Origin of the sequence: Pseudomonas sp. LS.1a (assembly GCF_022533585.1) — a bacterium.
Taxonomy (GTDB): Bacteria; Pseudomonadota; Gammaproteobacteria; order Pseudomonadales; family Pseudomonadaceae; genus Aquipseudomonas.
This window is the reverse complement of sequence record NZ_CP092827.1, coordinates 1,623,292-1,643,271: the sequence shown is the minus strand read 5'-3', so window position 1 is coordinate 1,643,271 and position 19,980 is coordinate 1,623,292. Positions and strand designations below refer to the sequence as shown.

General features: G+C 64.0%; 15 protein-coding genes and 4 tRNA genes. 7 read left to right on the top strand and 12 right to left on the bottom strand.

Annotation, left to right across the window (positions count from 1 at the left end):
- The first annotated feature begins 31 nt into the window (after positions 1-31).
- The 7 genes from MKK04_RS07620 to MKK04_RS07590 all read left to right on the top strand — a co-directional run bounded on the left by MKK04_RS07620 (position 32) and on the right by MKK04_RS07590 (position 10,472).
- Complete coding sequence (locus tag MKK04_RS07620) at positions 32-3,244, top strand: hybrid sensor histidine kinase/response regulator (protein WP_241106425.1); 3,213 nt, start codon at positions 32-34, stop codon at positions 3,242-3,244.
- Positions 3,245-3,313: 69 nt separating this feature from the next.
- Complete coding sequence (locus tag MKK04_RS07615) at positions 3,314-3,961, top strand: response regulator (RefSeq protein WP_063913809.1); 648 nt, start codon at positions 3,314-3,316, stop codon at positions 3,959-3,961.
- A 117-nt stretch (positions 3,962-4,078) separates the two neighbouring features.
- Positions 4,079-4,678 carry a fimbrial protein gene (locus MKK04_RS07610; RefSeq protein WP_063913808.1) on the top strand — a complete coding sequence of 200 codons (600 nt, stop codon included), beginning with the start codon at positions 4,079-4,081 and terminating at the stop codon, positions 4,676-4,678.
- A 71-nt stretch (positions 4,679-4,749) separates the two neighbouring features.
- On the top strand, positions 4,750-5,496 hold the full coding sequence (locus MKK04_RS07605) for a fimbrial biogenesis chaperone (protein WP_207832156.1): 747 nt from the start codon (positions 4,750-4,752) through the stop codon (positions 5,494-5,496).
- An 85-nt stretch (positions 5,497-5,581) separates the two neighbouring features.
- Entirely contained in the window at positions 5,582-8,137 is a 2,556-nt protein-coding gene (locus MKK04_RS07600) for a fimbria/pilus outer membrane usher protein (RefSeq protein ID WP_241106424.1), read from the top strand.
- Positions 8,138-8,308: 171 nt separating this feature from the next.
- On the top strand, positions 8,309-9,427 hold the full coding sequence (locus tag MKK04_RS07595) for a nitrilase-related carbon-nitrogen hydrolase (RefSeq protein ID WP_207832161.1): 1,119 nt from the start codon (positions 8,309-8,311) through the stop codon (positions 9,425-9,427).
- Between the two features lie 4 nt (positions 9,428-9,431).
- The gene (locus tag MKK04_RS07590) at positions 9,432-10,472 is read left to right on the top strand and encodes an AraC family transcriptional regulator (RefSeq protein ID WP_241106423.1); all 1,041 of its coding nucleotides are present in this window, start codon (positions 9,432-9,434) and stop codon (positions 10,470-10,472) included.
- Positions 10,473-10,806: 334 nt separating this feature from the next.
- Here the strand turns inward: MKK04_RS07590 and MKK04_RS07585 are convergent, their stop codons facing one another.
- The 12 genes from MKK04_RS07585 to accD all read right to left on the bottom strand — a co-directional run bounded on the left by MKK04_RS07585 (position 10,807) and on the right by accD (position 19,782).
- The gene (locus MKK04_RS07585) at positions 10,807-11,628 is read right to left on the bottom strand and encodes a DUF2242 domain-containing protein (RefSeq protein WP_207832164.1); all 822 of its coding nucleotides are present in this window, start codon (positions 11,626-11,628) and stop codon (positions 10,807-10,809) included.
- Between the two features lie 200 nt (positions 11,629-11,828).
- Positions 11,829-11,905: transfer RNA gene (locus tag MKK04_RS07580), tRNA-Asp, on the bottom strand.
- Between the two features lie 141 nt (positions 11,906-12,046).
- Positions 12,047-12,123: transfer RNA gene (locus MKK04_RS07575), tRNA-Asp, on the bottom strand.
- Between the two features lie 99 nt (positions 12,124-12,222).
- Positions 12,223-12,299, bottom strand: a tRNA-Asp gene (locus MKK04_RS07570).
- 66 nt (positions 12,300-12,365) lie between these two features.
- Positions 12,366-12,441: transfer RNA gene (locus tag MKK04_RS07565), tRNA-Val, on the bottom strand.
- Between the two features lie 239 nt (positions 12,442-12,680).
- Positions 12,681-13,454: an SDR family oxidoreductase gene (locus MKK04_RS07560; RefSeq protein ID WP_241106422.1), complete on the bottom strand. Its 774-nt coding sequence runs from the start codon at positions 13,452-13,454 to the stop codon at positions 12,681-12,683.
- On the bottom strand, positions 13,451-14,662 hold the full coding sequence (locus MKK04_RS07555) for an O-succinylhomoserine sulfhydrylase (protein ID WP_025338247.1): 1,212 nt from the start codon (positions 14,660-14,662) through the stop codon (positions 13,451-13,453). Before MKK04_RS07555 ends, MKK04_RS07560 begins: the two co-directional genes overlap by 4 nt.
- Positions 14,663-14,678: 16 nt before the next feature.
- Complete coding sequence (purF, locus tag MKK04_RS07550; protein ID WP_085625289.1) at positions 14,679-16,184, bottom strand: amidophosphoribosyltransferase; 1,506 nt, start codon at positions 16,182-16,184, stop codon at positions 14,679-14,681.
- Positions 16,185-16,226: 42 nt separating this feature from the next.
- The gene (locus MKK04_RS07545) at positions 16,227-16,784 is read right to left on the bottom strand and encodes a CvpA family protein (RefSeq protein WP_013971612.1); all 558 of its coding nucleotides are present in this window, start codon (positions 16,782-16,784) and stop codon (positions 16,227-16,229) included.
- A 154-nt stretch (positions 16,785-16,938) separates the two neighbouring features.
- Positions 16,939-17,598, bottom strand: a complete 660-nt coding sequence (locus tag MKK04_RS07540) for an SPOR domain-containing protein (RefSeq protein WP_207832166.1) — start codon at positions 17,596-17,598, stop codon at positions 16,939-16,941.
- Positions 17,582-18,889: a bifunctional tetrahydrofolate synthase/dihydrofolate synthase gene (gene folC, locus MKK04_RS07535; protein ID WP_207832168.1), complete on the bottom strand. Its 1,308-nt coding sequence runs from the start codon at positions 18,887-18,889 to the stop codon at positions 17,582-17,584. Before folC ends, MKK04_RS07540 begins: the two co-directional genes overlap by 17 nt.
- Positions 18,889-19,782, bottom strand: a complete 894-nt coding sequence (gene accD, locus MKK04_RS07530) for an acetyl-CoA carboxylase, carboxyltransferase subunit beta (protein ID WP_063913799.1) — start codon at positions 19,780-19,782, stop codon at positions 18,889-18,891. Before accD ends, folC begins: the two co-directional genes overlap by 1 nt.
- Positions 19,783-19,980 lie beyond the last annotated feature (198 nt).

Here is a 19,980-nt window from a genome sequence, read left to right as displayed (position 1 = left end):
TCGATGCCCCCACGGCCTTCCGGATCCTTGCATGAATCAGTACAACGCCCTGCTGGAAAACCTGGCCCGCAGCTCTCTGCGCCTGAACAAAGGCATGACCGTACTGCTGGGCCTGGCACTGCTGCTGGCCGGTTTCAGCTTCTGGTCGATCGAGCGCCTGATCGACGAACAAAGCGACACGGTCAGCATCCATTTCGCCCGTCTGATGGAGAATATCCAGGAGCAGGAAACCTTCCTCGAAGCCCTCGTGGAACGCAGCGCCAAAGGGGAGCTGTTCGACTACCCACGCGCGCTCGAGCCGGTGCTGGTGCCGCTGCCCGAGGAAGGGCCGGACATCTACAAGGGCCAGGTCTTTCCATTTTCCATGCCGTTCAGCCTCAAGCTCGATCGACGTAACCTCGCCGGCAGCGAAGAGTCGAGCATTTTCACCCAAGGGGCGAACCTGGCCAGCTTCTACAGCATGTTCTGGTCGGCGTCCCCCTACCGCTCGCCGCAGGTGTTCCTGTTCTCGCCGGATGCCCATTATGACATCACGGTTCCCGCCGCAGGACGCGGGCGGGGCAAGGTCGAGGAAGAACCGTTCATCGAAGTGATCAGGCAAGTCATGGCGCGCCAGCCTCAGGGCAAGGACTGGAGCCCAGGCACCAGGATCATCTGGCGCAGCTATGTCGAGCAGCCGGACCAGGCCTCCCCGCCGCGCGTGCTGGCCTACGCCAACATCACCCTGCCCCCGGCCAAGGCCGACGACCAACGCACGCAAGTGGCGTCGCTGGTGGATCTGGCCCAGATCGACGATTTCGAACGCATCATGGACTGGACCGTGTATGACCACTTCAATCTCATCGCCCCGTCCGGCGAGGTACTGATCGGTGCACCCACGCTCCTGGAGGGTATGCACGAAGGCCTCAACATCAAGGCCGAAGGCCTGGTGTTCCGCCTCCACGAGCAGGCCAACGGAGGCTGGAGTGCTGTCTACACCGTGACCTACCGGCACTTCTTCCGTTACGCGTTCTGGTCGCTGGCCAGCATCGCCGCTACCTTCCTGGTGCTCATCGGGATGGGCCGGGTGGCCATCCGCTGGTATCAACGCCAGGTCATCCTGCCCGCGCGCGCAGCCCACGAGGCCATCGCCGAGAGCGAGGCCTTCAGCCGGGTGGTCATCGATACCGCCCCGACCGGCCTGTGCGTGGTCCGCAGCACCGACCACGAAGTGCTACTGGAGAACCAGCGGGCGCAGCAGTGGCAGGGCACCCGAGAACTGGTCAGCACCCTCGCCTCGACAGTGGGCAGCTCCAGCAGTGGCGAGCACTACCTGCAGGTCGAAGGCCGCCACCTGCAGATCGGTTTCGTATCGACCCGCTACCACGGCGAAGACGTGCGTCTTTACGCATTCAACGACGTTACCCGTCATGTCGAGGACGCCCAGGCGCTCGACGAGGCCCGGCGCGCGGCCGACGCAGCCAACACCGCCAAGACACTGTTCCTGGCGACCATGAGCCACGAGATCCGTACCCCGCTGTACGGCGTGCTTGGCACCCTCGAACTGCTCGGCCTGACGCAGCTGGATGCCCGGCAGCAAGGCTACCTGCACACCATCCAGCGCTCCTCGGCAACCCTGTTCCAGCTGATCAGCGACGTGCTCGACGTGACCAAGATCGAATCCGGGCAGATGGCGCTCGAACCCGTGACGTTCTGCCCGCTGGAGATGCTCGAGGACACCGTGCGCACCTATCGCGCCTTCGCCGAGCGCAAGGGCCTGTTGCTCTATGCCTGCCATGACGCCCGCCTGCCAGCTCAGGTGGTGGGCGACCCGATACGCATCCGCCAGATCCTCAATAACCTGCTGAGCAACGCCATCAAGTTCACCGACACCGGCCGGGTGGTGCTGCGCACCCGTGTGCTGGCACTCGACGACACCCACGTCAGCCTGCAATGGCAGGTTGCAGACAGCGGCATCGGTATCTCCCAGGCGCAGCAGGCCAGGCTCTTCGAGCTCTTCTACCAGGTCGTCGACGCTTCCAGCGAGGGTGGTGCGGGCCTGGGCTTGCCGATCTGCGGCTGGCTGGCCGACATGATGGGTGGCCAGATCAAGGTGGTCAGCGAGCCCGGCCTGGGCAGCAGCTTTTCCCTCAACCTCAGCCTGCCGCTGGCCCAAGGGGATCTGAGTGACTGCCCGACCGTGATGCCCGACCCGACCCCGGTATATGTGCGTGCGCCAATACCGGAGCTTGCCCAGCATGGCGTCGACTGGCTGCAGCGCCTGGGCATCGCCGCGACCCTTACGATTCCGCCCATGGAGAAGGACAACCACCAAGCCCTGCTGGTGGACCTGCTCGACTGCCCGGATGCTGCCAACTGGCATGGCCAGCGGATCTGCGCCAGCAGCGACGGCCCGGCCCCCGGCGCGTTCATCGACGGCTGCTGGCGGGTGGACCTGCATGACGTGCGTGCCATCGCCCAGGTCATCGCCCTGGTGCGCCAGGGCGGGGTGCCCAATGGCCAGGCCTCAGCGCAGCAGCAACGTGCCGCCCTGCGCCTGCATGTGCTGGTGGCCGAGGACAATCCGATCAACCAGGCGATCCTGCAGGAGCAGCTCGAGGCGCTGGGCTGCACCACGGTCGTCGCGGCCAATGGCGAACAGGCCATGCAACGCTGGCAGCCAGGCCTGTTCGACCTGGTCCTGACCGACGTGAACATGCCATTGATGAATGGCTACGAACTGGCCAGGACCCTGCGCCGGCACGACACCCGGTTGCCGATCATCGGCGTCACTGCCAATGCACTGCGAGAAGAGGGCCAGCGCTGCCTCGAGGTGGGCATGAATGCCTGGATGGTCAAACCGTTGAGCCTGCAGACCTTGCGCAGCCATCTGGTCCGCATGTGCCGGCCAGTGCTGGCCGAGGGGCCCAGCCAAGCGCAAGCGGACGACCGCAGCACCCTGCTCCCCGACGCCACCATCGATACCGTGCAAGTGTCCGCGGCCATGCGCGAACTGTTCATCACCACCATGCGCGAGGACATGCAGCGGTTGCGCCTGGCCCTTGAGCAACGCGACCACCGTCGCCTTGGCGAGCGCCTGCACAGCATCGCCGGCGCCCTGGGCGCTGTGCAGGCCAGGGGCCTGGCCGAGCAGTGCTGCGCACTGGAGGACGCGCTGGCCAGCTCGCCGCTCGACACGGCCATGACCGATAAACTGCGGGAGGTGCTGAACAGGCTGTCGGCAATACTCGAAACACTTGCATAGAATCAACTTCAGTGCTGATAACGCCTGAAGACAACCCTCCCATCCGCACCGGCTAACGGGTCGTCATTTATGGAAAAACTCAAGGTCATCATCGCCGACGATCACCCCATCGTACTGCTCGGCGTCCGGGAACTGGTCGAACGCGACCCACGCTTTTGCGTGGTTGGCGAAGCTGTCTGCTCGCAAGGGCTGATCGAACTGCTCGAACGCCAACCCGTGGACATGGTCATCTCCGACTACAACATGCCGGCAGACTCACCCTACGGTGACGGCCTGAAACTTATCGATTATCTCAAGCGTCACTATCCCGCTGTCCGCATCCTCGTGCTGACCATGATTTCCAACCCGCTGATCCTTACACGGCTACAGGAACTGGGCGTGGACGGTGTCATTCAGAAAAGCCAGTTGCACGGCGAAATCGAAAAGGCCCTCAATGCCGTCGCCCGCAACAGCACCTACCGGGCGCCGGAGCCGGCGAGGCACTCGGTGGTCGCCTGTAATACAGCCATCGATCAACGGGTGGAAAACCTGTCACCCAAGGAATTTGAAATACTGCGCCTGTTTGTGGCCGGCCAAAGTGTCAGTGAAATTGCCCGCAGCCAGCACCGAAGTACCAAGACCATTAGTGCGCAGAAAGTTTCAGCCATGCGAAAACTTGAAGTGAACAGCGATCAGGAATTATTGGCCTATTGCCTGGCGAGCCATATCTTCAATTAACTGGCGAGCGCTATTGATCGGCCATTAAGATTCGTCTGATGGGCCAGGGAAACCACCTGACTTATTGTGAGCGTGCATTTAGTTGCAGCACTTACTCACTTTCATGTGGACATCAATATGAATAAATTCTCCCTGGCCGCACTGACCCTCTCGCTTATCACTGCTTCGGCCGGCGTTCTGGCCGCCGATCCCACCGGGCCAGTAAAAGGTGGCAGCGGCAAGATTTCCTTTACCGGCGTGATCAACAATGACGCCTGCTCGGTCGACGGCGCCAACGCCGACCGCGTGATCGCCGTGGATATGGGTACCGTCTCGATCAAAGACATGGGCACCGCCGAGAACCCAACGGCAGGCCGCGTGACCGGCAAGGACTTCAACCTCAACGTCAACTGCAACGTCGGCACCAAGGTGGCGATGGTCTTCGATGCCAATAGCGGAGGCTCGGGCCTGGTGACCGGCAAGAAGGTCCTGGCCCTGACCAAGGGCACCGGCACTGCAGCCAACGTCGGTATCGCCCTGCTCGACCCCAACGGCAACCTGATCGACCTGAGCTCGGCCGCCACCGCCAAGATCCAGAGCGAGGTGCATGGCACCGGCGCCGAGGGCGGCGACGCTACCCTGAGCTTCTCTGCAGCCTACGTGACCACCGGCGCCGCCGGCACCGCCACCGCCGGTCGCGGTGATGCCACCCTGCCGTTCATCCTGCAGTACGAGTAATCACTTCACAGCTTCTCCATGCGCGAGGCTGATCAGCCTCGCCACTTCTTCGTCCCGCAAGGTACCCAACCATGTTGCGTCGTTCTCTGTATCCCGTTCTCGGGTTGCTGGGCATGCTCGTCGCCGCCCAGGCAACTGCCAGCATCTCCCTGAGCGCCACCCGCGTCGTGTTTGACGGTGCTCACAAGGAAGCCAATGTCATCGTGCGCAACGGCAATCAGGAAGTCCTGGTGCAGTCGTGGGTTGATGCCGGCGACAGCGCGCAGGCGCCGTTCGCCATCACCCCTCCGTTGGCCAGAGTATTGCCCAAGCAGGAACAACTACTGCGCATTCTCTATGAAGGCCAGGGTCTGCCGACCGATCGCGAATCCGTGGTCTGGCTCAATGTCCAGGAAATCCCGCAAGCCAGTACCAAGGCCAATACCTTGCAGTTGGCAGTGCGCCAACGCATCAAGATTTTCTTCCGCCCGGCCAACTTGCCCGGTAATGCCCTGCTGGCACCGGAACAACTGGTCTGGCAATTGACCCAGCACGCCGGGAAGGCCCAACTGACCGTGAACAACCCAGGCCTGTATCACGTGTCGATGGCCGACATCGAACTCAAACGCGGAAAACAGACCGTGTTCAGCGCCGATTCGAGCATGATCGCCCCCGGCGAACAAAAGACATTCAGCTCGGCACTTTCCCTGCCGGACGGCCCGCTGACGCTCACGTTCAAGAGCATCAACGACTATGGCGCCCAGCATGGATATTCCGTGCTGCTGACCCCTGCCCAGCCGGGTAGTGCCAAGCCTGCCGAACCCGCCATCACCTTGTGAAAACGTAGCGCCCACCTCGCGCGCCCCGGTCGCGTGCGGCCTCCCCGTGCCCAGCCCGCGCCGGGACATGAATTAGGTTCCTAGTATGTCTCTGTCCATCGCCCCCCGCTCCGTAGACGGTGCCGATGCAGGCGCGCGCGCGCTCCATGGCGGCACGCCTCCTCCGGCCTGGAAGCTCAACGCCCTGTCATTGGTGCTCTGCTGCGCGCTGCCCGGCCTCTCGACGGCGCAGGACGATCCCCAGCTGCTGGGCTTCAACACCACCTTCCTGCAGGGTGCGCAATCGGCGGTCGACCTGCAGTTACTGCTGTCGGCCAACAGCGTGCTGCCGGGCAATTATCGGGTAGACCTGTACAGCAACGAGGTACTGGTGGGCCGGCGCGACATCGATTTCAACCGCAACCTCCAGACCGGGCGCGTGGAACCGTGCCTGACCCTGGAACTGCTCGAGCAGTTGGGCATAGACATGGACAAGCTCAAGGCACAGGGGCGCCTGGATACCGCGCAGGCCTGCCACGACCTGCCGACGCTGATCGACCAGGCCAGCCTGAGCTATGACTCGGGTCACCTGCGCCTGTCCGCCAGCATCCCGCAGGTCGCCATGAAGCGCGGTCTGCGCGGCTACGTCGACCCGCAACTGTGGGACGCAGGGGTGCCTGCGGCGTTCATCAACTACCAATTCAACACCAGCCGCAGCGCCGGTGATGCCGACACCCGCATCAACAACAACCTGAGCCTGCGCAACGGCATCAACCTGGGCGGCTGGCGCTTGCGCAACGAGTCAAACTTCAGCAGCGGCACCGGGCGGCCGGACAGCTTCAAGAGCAACCGCAGCTACGTGCAGCACGACGTAACTGCACTCAAGGGCCAGTTCAGCGCCGGCGACATCTTCAGCGACAGCGACCTGTTCGACAGCGTGCGCTACCGGGGCCTGAAGCTGGCTTCGGACGAAGGCATGCGCGCCGACAGCGAGCGCGGGTACGCGCCGGTGGTGCGGGGCGTGGCCCAGACCAGCGCCAGAGTCGAGATCCGCCAGAACAGCTACCTGCTCTACACTGCCAACGTACCGCCCGGCCCGTTCGAGATCAGCGACATTTACCCCAGCGGCTCCAACGGCGACCTGGAAATCACCATCATCGAGGCCGACGGCCGCCGACGGGTCAGCGTGCAGGCGTTCTCCAGTCTGCCGCTCATGGTCCGTGGCGGCCAGGTCAAGTACAGCCTGTCCGCCGGACGCTACAACAGCAACACCGAAGGCCTGGCCACGCCGCAGATGCTCAGCACGATGTTGGCCTACGGCCTCACCAACACCGTGACCGGCGTCGTTGGCCTGCAAGCCACCGACGACTACAAGGCGCTGGCCGTGGGCAGCGGCCTGAACACGCTGCTGGGCGCCTTTTCGCTCGATGTCACCCATTCCTCGAGCAAAGCCCAGGGCCAGACCACCCAGGGCAACAGCCTGCGGGCGCTATACGCCAAGACATTCACCGGCACCGACACCAACTTCACCTTGGCCGCCTACCGCTATTCAACCGAGGGCTTCCGCACCCTCACCCAGCATATCGAGGACCTGAGCACCGACGCGATCAAGCGCAGCGGCAACTCCAAGACCCGCACCGACCTGACCATCAACCAGAGCCTGGGCCGCGACCGCGCACTCGGCAGCCTGTATCTGACGGCCACCGACCAGCGCTACTGGAACCGCGGCGGTTCGCAGAGCCTGTCCGCCGGCTACAGCAACAACTGGGGCGATATCTCCTACAACCTTGACGTCAGCCGCACCAAGGAGCTGGGAACCTCAGGCCCTTCGGGGCAGGATACCCAGTTCAACCTGTCGGTGTCGTTCCCGATCGGCAGCCGCGACCGTGCACCGCGGGCGTTCGTCACCGCCAGCACGCAGAAGGGCAACGACACCACCCAGGCCGGCATCAACGGCTACCTGTCGGAGAGCAGTGACACCTTCTACTCGATCCAGGGTGGTCACAGCCGCACCAGTGGCAGCTCGGCCTCGGCCAACCTGAACACCCGCACCTCGGTCGCCGACATCAGCCTGGGCTATAGCCAGGGGCGCGGCTACGACTCGCAGAACCTGAACGTTGCCGGCGCCGTGGTTGCCCACCAAGGCGGCATCAACCTCGGCCAGACGCTCAGCGAAACCTTCGCCCTGGCCGAAGTGCCGGGTGTGAAGGGTGCGAAGATCAGCAGTTTCAGCGGAGTGGAAACCGGGCGCAATGGCTATGCGGTGATCCCCAACGCTCAGCCCTACAGGGTCAACTGGGTCAGCCTGGACACCCGCGACCTGGGGGGCGACATCGAAATCGAAAACGCCACCCAACAGCTGGTGCCTCGCCGCGGCGCCGTGGTGCTTGCCCGCTACACCGGCAAGAGTGGGCGCCGGGTACAATTTGAACTGCTCGACGAGCACGGCCAGTCGATACCGTTCGGCGCCTCCGTCGAGGACGCCGAAGGCAAGCAGCTGGCGATTTCCGACCCGAGCGGCAAGGCGTTGGTGCTGCTCGAACAGGACCAGGGTAGCCTGACAATCAAATGGGGTGAGCACCAGTGTGCAGCGCCTTTCAGCCTGCCAGAACGGGACAAGGCGGTTAACTACGAACGCCAGCGCCTGATGTGTCGGCCGTGACACCAGGTCTTGTCAGCAGAGAATACTCATAAGCACCCGGTAGCTTTGGTATGATCAAACACGATTATGCAAAAGCAGTGCACCAAGGATTCCAAAGCTGATGAATAAGGCCGCACTTTGCCCTTGATGCCCTGCATGGCCAGTTCATTTTTAGGTAAAAGCTGAAGTTTGATGCGAAAACTCCTGGCAAGCACCCTGGCACTGGTGATGGCCGCCGCACTGTGTGGCTACGGTTTCTGGACCCAGCAGCGCCCGGAAGGCCACTATCTGTCCGACCTGCGCATCGAACTGGCGCTGAACCATGGCGTGCCGGGCGAGCACGGCAACCTGCTTGGCGTCGAACCGCTGCTGTTCCCGGGCGACTACCAGAACCTGCAGCGCCTGCACCGCAAGCTCGCGGCCTACCTGGAGCAAGCCCGCACCCAAGGGCTGGTAGGCCCGCGCACGGTGGTGGTGCTACCGGAGCACATCGGCACCTGGCTGTGGGCACGCGGGGAAAAGAACGAGCTGTACCAGGTCACGCAAAGCCGCGAAGCCCTGCAATGGCTGGAGCTGAGCAACCCGCTGCGCTATGGCCTGGCCATGCTCGGTGCCGACGGCGACGACTGGCGCGCCGACGCGCACCTGCGCATGAAGGCCGAGCAGATGGCCGCGGACTACCAGCAACTGTTCGGCGGCCTGGCCAAGGAATTCAATGTCACCTTGGTGGCTGGCTCCATCGTGCTACCCGCCCCTTATGTGAAACAGGGCGTGCTGCATGCCGGCAGCGGCCCGCTGTTCAACAGCAGCGTGGTGTTCGCCGGCGACGGCTCGTTGCTGGGCCAGCCGCAACGCCAGCAGTTCCCCGACAGCGAAATGCGCCGTTATGTGCACGATGGCCGCCAGCACCCGCTGCAGGTATTGCAAACCCCTGCCGGGCGCCTGGGCGTGCTGGTGGGCAGTGACAGCTGGTACCCGGAAAACCACCAGCAACTGGCACAACAGGCGGTACAACTGATCGCCAACCCGGTATTCCTCAGCGGCAAGGGCAGCTGGCAAGCGCCCTGGCGCGGCAATCGCCACCAGGATGCCAGCGCCGGGCTGGCCTTGCAGCGCGGCGAAGTCAGCGAACAAGCCGCCTGGCAACGCCTGACCGAAGCCGCCGGGGCTGGCGTCAGCAGCATGAGCGTGTTCATGCGTGGGCAGTTCTGGGAACAGGGCAGCGACGGCCAGGGCTTTGCCCACCACGCGGGTGAATTGCTGGCGGGTACCCCCAGCCCTGGCGCCCGCCTGCTGAACCTGTGGCTGTAAGCCCATGGCCCGCCCCCGCGTGCGCCTGGGCGACCTGTCGGTTGGTTTTGTCCAGCCGCTGACCGAGGCCCTGCGCGAACTGGGCCATGACCCCGAGCCGCTGCTGCGCCGCTATGGCCTGGATGCGGCGCGCCTGGGCGAAGCTGGCGCGCGCTTGTCGATTCCGCGCTACATGCACCTGGGTCACGCTGCCATCGAGCTGTGTGGCGAGGCCGCACTGGGCTTGCACATGGGGCGTCTGAGCCGCCTGGCGCATGCCGGCCTGGCCGGGGTCACCGCCGCCCAGGCGCCGACCCTGGGCGAGGCGGCACGCACCCTGTTGCGCTTCGAGCCACTGTACGCCGCCAACTACCGCGGCCACTCCAGTTTTCAGGAAGATGCCCAAGGCGCCTGGCTCCGCTTCTACTCCATCAGCCCATACAACGCCTACAACCGATTCGTGGTGGATTCGCTACTCGCCGGCTGGCTGGCCCAGCTTGCCGACCTTGCCGGTACACCGGTGCAGGCCGAACGCCTGGATATCGAGTTTGCCACGCCCGCCTATGCCGCGCGCTACCAGCCCTTGTCCAGCACGCCCGTGCAGTTCGCGGCCGACGGCAACCAGCTGCGCCTGAGCCGCGCCACGCTGCAGCTGGCCAACCCCAGGCACTGCCCAAGCACCTGGCAGCACCTGCTGCAGCTGTGCGAGGCGGAAATGCTGCAGCGCACGCGGGTGCGCAGCCTGGGTGAGCGCATCACCCACCTGCTGGGGCCGTTGCTTAATGGCGGCCGTGAACCGGACCTGGAAGAAGTGGCGCTGCACCTGCAACTGCCGACCTGGACCTTGCGCCGCAAACTGGCCGAGGAAGGCACGCGCTATCGTGACCTGCTCAGCGAAACACGGCGCGACCTGGCCGAGACCTACATCCGCGATACGGAGCTGGCCTTTGGCGAGATTGCCTATCTGCTGGGGTTTGCTTCGGCCGAGGCCTTCCAGCGCGCCTTCAAGCGCTGGACGGGCCTCACACCGGGGGAGTTTCGCCGCAGCCAGCGGCGGGTGGGCTAGAGCTCGGTAGCGTCGTCAGCCGGTTCCGGAGTGTCCAGTTCATAAGCCTGGAATTCGAGAAGTTCTTCCTGGTATTCGTCCATCGCCCTGCGTCCTCTCATCTCATGATCTTTATCAGTGTCGCCTTCAACCTAAGCAGGTGGAGTGACGGAATGATGACAAGCTTATGAGTGGTTAACGTAGCAGGTGTTCAGGAAGTTTTCGCCAGGTGTCTGTAACAAGGAATGTGTCCGGCCTGTACCAGCCGCTCCCACAGGACCTCTACAGGTTTCGAAACCTGCGCAGTACCTGTGGGAGCGGGCAAGCCCGCGAAGAGGCCGGCACAGGCAAAAAATCAGAGAGCGGGCGATGCAGCCTCGGCAGGCTGGGCTTCCTGCTGGACCTCGATTGGCGCCGACTCCGCTGGCGGCGCCACCGGCTGCGAGCCCTGGCTGTCGTCCGCCACCGGTGCGGCTACCGCCTCGCTGGTCGGGGCAACGGCGGACGGAGCTGGCGCCGCGTCAACCAAAGGCGCCGCTACCGGGGCCGGTGCCACCGCAGCCTGCTCCGGTAACCCCAGGGCAGCCGCCGGCGCTTCGGCCTTCGGCGCGGGCTCCTCGACCTTGGCCTTGCTCTCCTGCGTCGGCTTGGGCTTTGGCAGGTAGCTCTCCACCAGGGCGAAATAGCGGTCATAGAACTGCGCCGCCGTCACCGTCTCGCTGGCCACCTTGACCATCGAGTCGTCGCTGGAGCCGATCGGCATCGACACCGACCCCAGTACACCCACGCCCAGGCTGGCGGAGGTGTTGGACTTTTTCAGGGCGTAGCGGTCCTGCAAGGCGTTGGCGAACATGGTCGAGCGCTGCGCGTCGCTCACATCGGGTGCACAGGTGACGTTGAAGCTGATCTGCAGGTGGTTCTCGCTGTTCTGCTGGAAGCTCTTGTTGCCTACCACCTGGTTGGCACCGCTGCTGGTGATGATGTAGCCCTGGCTGAGCAAGGCACGCCGGGCGGCCTCGCAGGAGCCGGCATCGCTCACCGGGAAGCTGCGCGAGAAGGTACCCGAGTCATCGAAGTTCTCGTGCTCGTAGACAGCAGCTTTTTTCGAGGAACAACCGGCCACGCCCGCCAGCACCAGGGCCAGCCCGAGCGCACCAAAGACGGAAGATCTGGTCATTGCGAATTCCGGGTAAGTCGAGAAAGTGCCTATTGTGCAACACAGCAGGCAGGCACAGGAACCGTTGATCGGTGAAGAGTCTGTCAGGTTCGTGTAAATCCGGGTCAAGGGCGGCAATTGCCAGGCGCAAAAACGAAAAAAGCGACCCTAAGGTCGCTTTCCCGTGGCTTCGAGGCGTTCAAGGGGCCTCGAGGCGAAGATGGCGCAGCGGACGGGACTCGAACCCGCGACCCCCGGCGTGACAGGCCGGTATTCTAACCGACTGAACTACCGCTGCGTATCATTCAGGCTTGCGCCCGATTGAAACCTGGGTCTACCCTTCCGGCGCGGCGGCCTCAGGACAGGCACAAAAAAAGCGATAACATGATCGCTTCTCTTGTGTTTGCTTCAAGGTGTTCATGGGACCTTGAAACGAAGATGGCGCAGCGGACGGGACTCGAACCCGCGACCCCCGGCGTGACAGGCCGGTATTCTAACCGACTGAACTACCGCTGCGTATCGTTCAGGCTTGCGCCCGATTGAAACTGGGTCAGCCCAGGGCATTTTGCCCTGATGCTTCAGACCGGTGCCAGGCACCCATCTGTTACTGAAAAATGGCGCAGCGGACGGGACTCGAACCCGCGACCCCCGGCGTGACAGGCCGGTATTCTAACCGACTGAACTACCGCTGCGCAGTGCGTTCCTCTCTGGCTATCGGCTTCTTGCGAAACCTGATGCACCAGGAACATCTCAGGAAGTGGTGGGTGATGACGGGATCGAACCGCCGACCCTCTGCTTGTAAGGCAGATGCTCTCCCGGCTGAGCTAATCACCCTCGCGATGTTGCTTGTTGCGTTTGCTTCGCTGAGGCCGCGAAATTTACGCAGGTGGCGAAGCTAAGTCAATAGCCCCGTTGGATTTTTTTCAAAAAAACCAAAAGCGGTGCGGTTGCCTGTGCCGGCCTCTTCGCGGGTAAACCCGCTCCCACAGGTACTGCACAGGTTTTGATAACTGTGTTGCACCTGTGGGAGCGGGTTTACCCGCGAAAGGGCCGGTACAGGATATGCAAAATGCTCAGGTGTAGATCATCTTGCGGGTCATGCCGCCGTCAACCACGAACTCCTGGCCGGTAACGAACGCCGCTTGCCGAGACAGCAGCCAGGCGACCATGGCCGCCACGTCCTCCACCGTCCCTACCCTGCCCGTCGGGTGCTGGGCGTGGTCGGCCTCGGTCAACGGCTCGGCACGTCGCTGCGACGGGTCACGGGCATCGATCCAGCCCGGGCTCACCGCATTGACGCGGATCTCCGGGCCCAGGCTCATGGCCAGAGCATGGGTCAAAGCCACCAGGCCGCCCTTGCTCGCCGCGTAGGCCTCGGTATCGGGCTCGGACTGCCGCGCCCGGGTGGAGGTGAGATTGACGATCGCCCCATTGTGAGCCCGCAGGTACGGCGCACAGTGCTTGGCCAGCAACATCGGGCCATTGAGGTTGACTGCCAGCACCCGGCTCCACTGCGCCAGGCTGAGGCTTTCCAGGGTCTGGTTGTGCGGGTTGGCAATGGCCGCATTGCACACCAGCGCGTCCAGGCGGCCAAACTGCCCCAGCACCTCGGACACCCCGGCGCTGACCTGGGCCTCGTCGGCAACGTCCATGGTGATGAACCAGGCATTGTCACCCAGGGCCTTGGCCGCCTTGGCGCCGCGCTGGCGGTCGAGGTCGCTGAGCACTACCTGCCAGCCTTCGCAGATCAACCAGGCGGCAATGCCCAGGCCGATGCCGCGCGCGGCACCGGTCACCAGGGCTACCCGGCCGTTGTGGCCGGGCGTACTGCCGCCAATTTCGATCACAGGGCCGCCAACCCGCGCGCCAGGTCGGCCTGCAGGTCGGCCACGTCTTCCAGGCCCACGGCAACGCGGATCAGGCTGTCGCGGATACCCGCGGCTTCACGCTCCTGCGGCGTCAGGCGGCCGTGGGAGGTGGTGGCCGGGTGGGCGATGGTGGTCTTGCTGTCACCCAGGTTGGTGGTGATGGAAATCACCCGGGTAGCGTCGATGAAGCGCCAGGCGCCTTCTTTGCCACCCTTGACCTCGAAGCTGACCACCGCACCAAAGCCACTCATCTGGCGCTTGGCCAGTTCGTGCTGCGGGTGGCTCGGCAGGCCGGCGTAATGCACCTTCTCCACGCCCTCCTGCTGCTCCAGCCATTCGGCCAGCACCTGGGCGCTTTCGCAGTGCGCACGCATGCGCAGGCGCAGGGTTTCCAGGCCCTTGGTGAAGATCCAGGCGTTGAAAGGGCTGAGGGTCGGGCCTGCGGTACGCAGGAAGCCCACCACTTCTTTCATCTGCTCGGCACGGCCGGCAACCACGCCACCCATGCAGCGGCCCTGGCCGTCGATGAACTTGGTGGCCGAGTGGAACACGATGTCGGCACCCAGCTTCAGCGGCTGCTGCAGCGCCGGGGTGCTGAAGCAGTTGTCCACTACCAGCATCGCACCGTGGGCATGGGCGATTTCGCTGAGGGCGGTGATATCGACCAGCTCGGCCAGCGGGTTGGATGGTGATTCGACGATCAGCAGCTTGGTGTTGGCCTTGATGGCCTTTTCCCAGCCCGCGAGGTCGACCAGTGGCACGTAGTCCACCTGCACGCCAAAGCGCTTGAAGTACTTCTCGAACAGGCTGATGGTCGAGCCGAACACGCTCTGCGACACCAGCACATGGTCACCGGCACTGCACAGCGACATCACCACGGCGAGGATTGCCGCCATGCCGGTGGAGGTACCTACGGCCTGCTCGGCGCCTTCCATGGCCGCCAGGCGTTCCTCGAAGGCACGCACCGACGGGTTGGTGTAGCGCGAATAGACGTTGCCCGGTGTTTCGCCAGCAAAGCGTGCGGCCGCGTCGGCAGCCGTACGGAACACATAGCTGGAGGTCAGGAACAGCGCTTCGCTGTGCTCGGCCTCCGGTGTACGGTTTTGACCGGCGCGCACCGCCAGGGTGTCGAAACCGACACCCTCGAGGTCACTGTCCAGTCGGCCGGCATCCCATTGATCCGTCATGCCGTCGCTCCCGAAATCAGTTGTTGTAGAGGTCGATGATCGCGCTGACCGCCTGGTTCTTGACCTTGGCCAGGTCGTTACGCGCCTGCTCGATGCGGTCGAGGTAGGCTTCGTCGATATCACCGGTGACGTACTCACCGTTGAATACCGCGCAATCGAAGTGGTCGATCTTGATCTTGCCGCCACCGACCGAGTCGATCAGGTCCGGCAGGTCCTGGTAGACCAGCCAGTCGGCGCCAATCAACTCGGCCACTTGTTCGGTGGTACGGTTGTGGGCGATCAGTTCGTGAACACTCGGCATGTCGATGCCGTAGACGTTGGGGTAGCGTACCGCAGGGGCTGCCGAGCAGAAGTAGACGTTCTTGGCGCCGGCTTCGCGGGCCATCTGGATGATCTGCTTGCAGGTGGTGCCGCGCACGATCGAGTCGTCCACCAGCATCACGTTCTTGCCACGGAACTCCAGCTCGATGGCGTTGAGCTTCTGGCGTACCGATTTCTTGCGCGCGGCCTGGCCGGGCATGATGAAGGTACGACCGATGTAGCGGTTCTTGACGAAACCTTCGCGGAACTTCACGCCCAGGCGGTTGGCCAGTTCCAGGGCCGCGGTGCGGCTGGTGTCCGGGATCGGGATGACCACGTCGATGTCGTGCTCAGGGCGCTCGCGCATGATCTTGTCGGCCAGTTTTTCACCCATGCGCAGACGGGCCTTGTACACCGACACGCCATCCATGATCGAGTCCGGGCGGGCCAGGTAGACATGTTCGAAGATGCACGGTTGCAGCTTCGGTGCTTCGGCGCACTGCTTGGTGTACAGCTGGCCTTCCTCGGTGATGTACACCGCTTCGCCCGGCGCCAGGTCGCGGATCAGGGTGAAGCCGAGCACGTCCAGCGCCACGCTTTCCGAGGCGATCATGTATTCCACGCCTTCGTCGGTGTGACGCTGGCCGAACACCACCGGGCGGATGCCGTTGGGGTCACGGAAGCCGACGATGCCGTAGCCGGTGATCATCGCCACCACGGCATAACCGCCAACGCAGCGGCTGTGCACATGGGAAACCGCGGCGAACACGTCTTCTTCGGTCGGCTGCAGCTTGCCACGCACGGCCAGCTCATGGGCGAACACGTTCAGCAGCACTTCCGAGTCGGAGTTGGTGTTGACGTGGCGCAGGTCGGACTCGTAGATCTCCTTGGCCAACTGCTCGACGTTGGTCAGGTTGCCGTTGTGCGCCAGGGTGATGCCGTAGGGCGAGTTGACGTAGAACGGCTGGGCCTCGGCCGAGGTCGAGCTGCCCGCGGTCGGGTAGCGCACGTGGCCAATGCCGATGCTGCCCACCAGGCGCTGCATGTGGCGCTGCTGGAACACGTCGCGCACCAGGCCATTATCCTTGCGCAGGAACAACCGGCCGTCATGGCTGGTCACGATACCGGCAGCGTCCTGGCCGCGGTGCTGGAGGACCGTAAGCGCGTCATACAGCGCCTGATTGACGTTCGACTTACCGACGATACCGACGATGCCACACATGCGACGCAACCCCTACTTTGACGAAACTTGAGTGAATAGCGCTCAGGGCTTTGCCGGCCCGAGCAACTGTTCCTTGAACGGAAGATCAGCCGGAGTGCCGATCAGCCCACTGGGTGTCCACTGGCCAGTAAAACCCAGGATCAGGTTTTTCGACCAGTCGGCGACCAAGAGAAATTGTGGTATCAGGCGTGATTCCTGCCACCAGGTGTCTTGTTGAACCGGCCCCAGGCTGATCAGCCCGATGGCCACCACCACCAGCAAGGCCCCGCGCGCAGCACCGAAGGCCATGCCCAGGAAACGATCGGTGCCGGACAGCCCGGTCACGCGGATCAGCTCGCCGATGAGGAAGTTGATCATGGCCCCCACCAGCAAGGTGGCGACGAAAAGAATGGCGCAGCCGGCGATGACGCGCATCGACGGCGTCTGGATGTAGCTTTCAAGATACACCGAGAGCGAACCACCGAACATCCAGGCAACCGCACCGGCAATGATCCAGATGAGCAAAGACAAGGCTTCCTTGACGAAGCCGCGCTTGAGACTGATCAGTGTGGAGACGGCGATGATCGCGATGATCGCCCAATCAACCAAGGTAAATGCCACGGTGCTGCCTGCATACGTTTGAGGCGGCGCATTTTACCAGAGCGACGGGGGCTTGGGTAAGCGGAATGTCAGGTGATTAGCGCCACCCGGGCTTACACGATTCTTGTGGGAGCGGGTTTACCCGCGAATGGGCGGCAAAGCCGCCCCGGGGGTATCAGCTGCGTTCAGGCTGGAAGCGCACCACGAAGCCCTTGAGGCTGTTCTGGCGGTTGATGGCGTCACGCACGCGCTCGGCCTCGGCGCGCTCGATCAGCGGCCCGACGTACACCCGGTTCATGCCACCCGCCGAGCGGATATAGGCGTTGTAACCCTGGCTACGCAACGTTTGCTGGAGCTTTTCGGCCCCGGCACGGTTGGACAGGCTGGCCAACTGGATCGCCCAGCTGACCGGCAGGCCATTGACATCGATCTTCGACGGCGCCGCTGGCGCGGCCGGCTTGGCTGCCGGCTGAGGCTCGACCTTGGCCACGGGCGCCTGCGGCTTGGCCGGCTGGGGCTGCACTTGTACCTGGGGCTGGGTCTGCGGCGACGGTGTAATCGGCTGGCTGGGCGTGCTCGCCGGTGCCGTGGACTCGTCCACCACCACCGGTGGCTGTTGCGGCTCAGCCGGAATAGCCTGCGGTTCCGGCACGGCGACCGGCTCCACCTTCACTTCCGGCAAGTTTGGCATGGCCGGTGCCTGCGGGGCCTCGACGTGCACCTGGCGCATCTCGTCCTCGCGGGTGAACAGCATCGGCAGGAAGATAACCGCCAGCGCCACCAGCACCAACGCACCCACCATGCGCTGTTTCATCCCTTTATCCAGCACTGCCATCTACTCCACCCTCCTGGGCGTGCCGCTCCAGCCATTCCAGCGCCTGGGCAACACAGAAAAACGAACCGAACAGCAAGATCTGGTCATCCGCCGTCGCCTGCGCGCATTGCCCTTCAAGGGCGGCGCCGACGCTGGCATAAGACTTCACCGCTGCGCCGACGTTCGTCAAGGCCGTGACCAGTTCCGCAGCCGGGCGGCTGCGCGGGGTATCCAGTGGCGCTACCGCCCAATCGTCGACCAGGCCCTGCAGCGGCGCGACAACGCCACCCAGGTCCTTGTCGGCGAGCAGCCCGAACACCGCCAGGCGGCGCCCCTTGAGCGGCCGGGCCGCCAGGCGCCGGGCCAGGTACTCTGCAGCATGCGGGTTGTGCCCGACATCCAGCAACAGCTCCACCGGCTTGCCCTGCCAGCTCAGCAGGCGACGGTCGAGGCGGCCAGTGATGCGCGTATCCAGCAGCGCCTGGCGAATCTGCCCGGCGTCCCAGGGCAGGCCCATCAGCAGGTAGGCCTGCAGGGCCAGCGTGGCGTTTTCCATGGGCAGGTCGAGCAAAGGCAGGTCATGCAGCTCTACCTGCGCACCATCGGCCGCAGTACCCCGCCAGCTCCAGTGGCCATCGGCACTGGCCAGGTCGAAGTCACGCCCACGCAGGAACAGCGGCGCAGCCAGTTCGGCAGCCTTGTCCAGCAGCGGCTGAGGCGGATCCAGGTCACCGCACAGTGCCGGCTTGCCCTGACGGAAGATGCCGGCCTTCTCGAAGGCCACCAACTCGCGGGTATCCCCCAGGTAATCGACATGGTCGACACCGATGCTGGTCACCAGAGCCAGGTCGGCATCCACCACGTTCACGGTGTCCAGACGGCCACCAAGACCCACTTCCAGTACCACGGCATCCAGTTGCGACTGGTAGAACAACCAGAACGCAGCCAGGGTGCCCATCTCGAAATAGGTCAGGGAAATTTCGCCCCGCGCCGCCTCGACGGCGGCGAAGGCTTCGCACAGGCGCTCATCGCTGGCTTCCTGGCCGTCGATCAGCACCCGCTCGTTGTAACGCAACAGGTGCGGCGAGCTGTACACGCCCACCTTGAGCCCCTGGGCTTGCAGTAGCGAGGCCACGAAGGCGCAGGTCGAGCCCTTGCCGTTGGTGCCGGTCACCGTCACCACGCGCTGCGCCAGCTTGCCCAGCGCCAGCCGGGCAAGCACCTTCTGCGACCGCTCCAGGCCCATGTCGATGGCCGAGGGGTGCAACTGCTCGAGGTAGGCGAGCCATTCGCCCAGGGATCGTTGTTTCATCACGCGACGGCAGCCGCCTCACGCGCTTGCTCCGGGGTTTCCTGGCCGGTCATCTGCGCCAGCAGACGGGCCAGACGCGGGCGCAGTTCGCCACGGGCGATGATCAGGTCGATGGCGCCGTGTTCCAGCAGGAACTCGCTGCGCTGGAAGCCTTCCGGCAGCTTTTCGCGCACGGTCTGCTCGATCACGCGCGGGCCGGCGAAGCCGATCAGTGCCTTCGGCTCGCCAACGATCACGTCACCGAGCATGGCCAGGCTGGCGGAAACACCACCGTACACCGGGTCGGTCAGTACCGAGATGAACGGGATGCCTTCTTCGCGCAGGCGTGCCAGCACAGCCGAGGTCTTGGCCATCTGCATCAGCGAGATCAACGCTTCCTGCATGCGCGCACCGCCAGAGGCGGAGAAGCACACCATCGGGCAGCGGTGCTCCAGGGCGTAGTTGGCCGCGCGCACGAAGCGCTCGCCGACGATGGCGCCCATGGAGCCGCCCATGAACGAGAACTCGAAGGCGCTGACCACGATCGGCATACCCATCAAGGTGCCGCTCATGGAGATCAGGGCGTCCTTCTCGCCGGTCTGCTTCTGCGCGGCAGTCAGGCGGTCCTTGTACTTCTTGCCATCACGGAACTTCAGGCGGTCGACCGGCTCCAGGTCGGCGCCCAGTTCGGCACGGCCATCGGCGTCGAGGAAGATGTCGATGCGCGCACGTGCGCCGATGCGCATGTGGTGGTTGCACTTGGGGCAGACATCCAGGGTCTTTTCCAGCTCCGGACGATACAGCACGGCCTCGCAGGCCGGGCACTTGTGCCACAGGCCTTCAGGCACCGAGCTCTTCTTCACCTCGGAACGCATGATCGAAGGGATCAGTTTGTCGACTAACCAGTTGCTCATGCTTTCTTTCTCCAGTATTGGCAGGCATGGGCCGGTGTCGCCGGCCCTGCCCTGCCCTTGAGCTCAAAATCTTTTATGAAACGATGATGGACCGGCCGCCGGGACTTCCAGCGCGCCACCCCACCGCTAATGTATTGTTCTGCCGCCACAGGCTCGGGCGGCTGCCCCGCAGGGCTGCGAAAGCTATGGACGATGGCG

Bases quoted from the DNA above. Each gene is read 5' to 3' on its own strand.
- MKK04_RS07620 (WP_241106425.1), top strand. From the start codon at position 32: ATGAATCAGTACAACGCCCTGCTGGAAAACCTGGCCCGCAGCTCTCTG.
- MKK04_RS07615 (WP_063913809.1), top strand. From the start codon at position 3,314: ATGGAAAAACTCAAGGTCATCATCGCCGACGATCACCCCATCGTACTG.
- MKK04_RS07610 (WP_063913808.1), top strand. From the start codon at position 4,079: ATGAATAAATTCTCCCTGGCCGCACTGACCCTCTCGCTTATCACTGCT.
- MKK04_RS07605 (WP_207832156.1), top strand. From the start codon at position 4,750: ATGTTGCGTCGTTCTCTGTATCCCGTTCTCGGGTTGCTGGGCATGCTC.
- MKK04_RS07600 (WP_241106424.1), top strand. From the start codon at position 5,582: ATGTCTCTGTCCATCGCCCCCCGCTCCGTAGACGGTGCCGATGCAGGC.
- MKK04_RS07595 (WP_207832161.1), top strand. From the start codon at position 8,309: ATGCGAAAACTCCTGGCAAGCACCCTGGCACTGGTGATGGCCGCCGCA.
- MKK04_RS07590 (WP_241106423.1), top strand. From the start codon at position 9,432: ATGGCCCGCCCCCGCGTGCGCCTGGGCGACCTGTCGGTTGGTTTTGTC.
- MKK04_RS07585 (WP_207832164.1), bottom strand. From the start codon at position 11,628: ATGACCAGATCTTCCGTCTTTGGTGCGCTCGGGCTGGCCCTGGTGCTG.
- MKK04_RS07555 (WP_025338247.1), bottom strand. From the start codon at position 14,662: ATGACGGATCAATGGGATGCCGGCCGACTGGACAGTGACCTCGAGGGT.
- purF (WP_085625289.1), bottom strand. From the start codon at position 16,184: ATGTGTGGCATCGTCGGTATCGTCGGTAAGTCGAACGTCAATCAGGCG.
- MKK04_RS07540 (WP_207832166.1), bottom strand. From the start codon at position 17,598: ATGGCAGTGCTGGATAAAGGGATGAAACAGCGCATGGTGGGTGCGTTG.
- folC (WP_207832168.1), bottom strand. From the start codon at position 18,889: ATGAAACAACGATCCCTGGGCGAATGGCTCGCCTACCTCGAGCAGTTG.
- accD (WP_063913799.1), bottom strand. From the start codon at position 19,782: ATGAGCAACTGGTTAGTCGACAAACTGATCCCTTCGATCATGCGTTCC.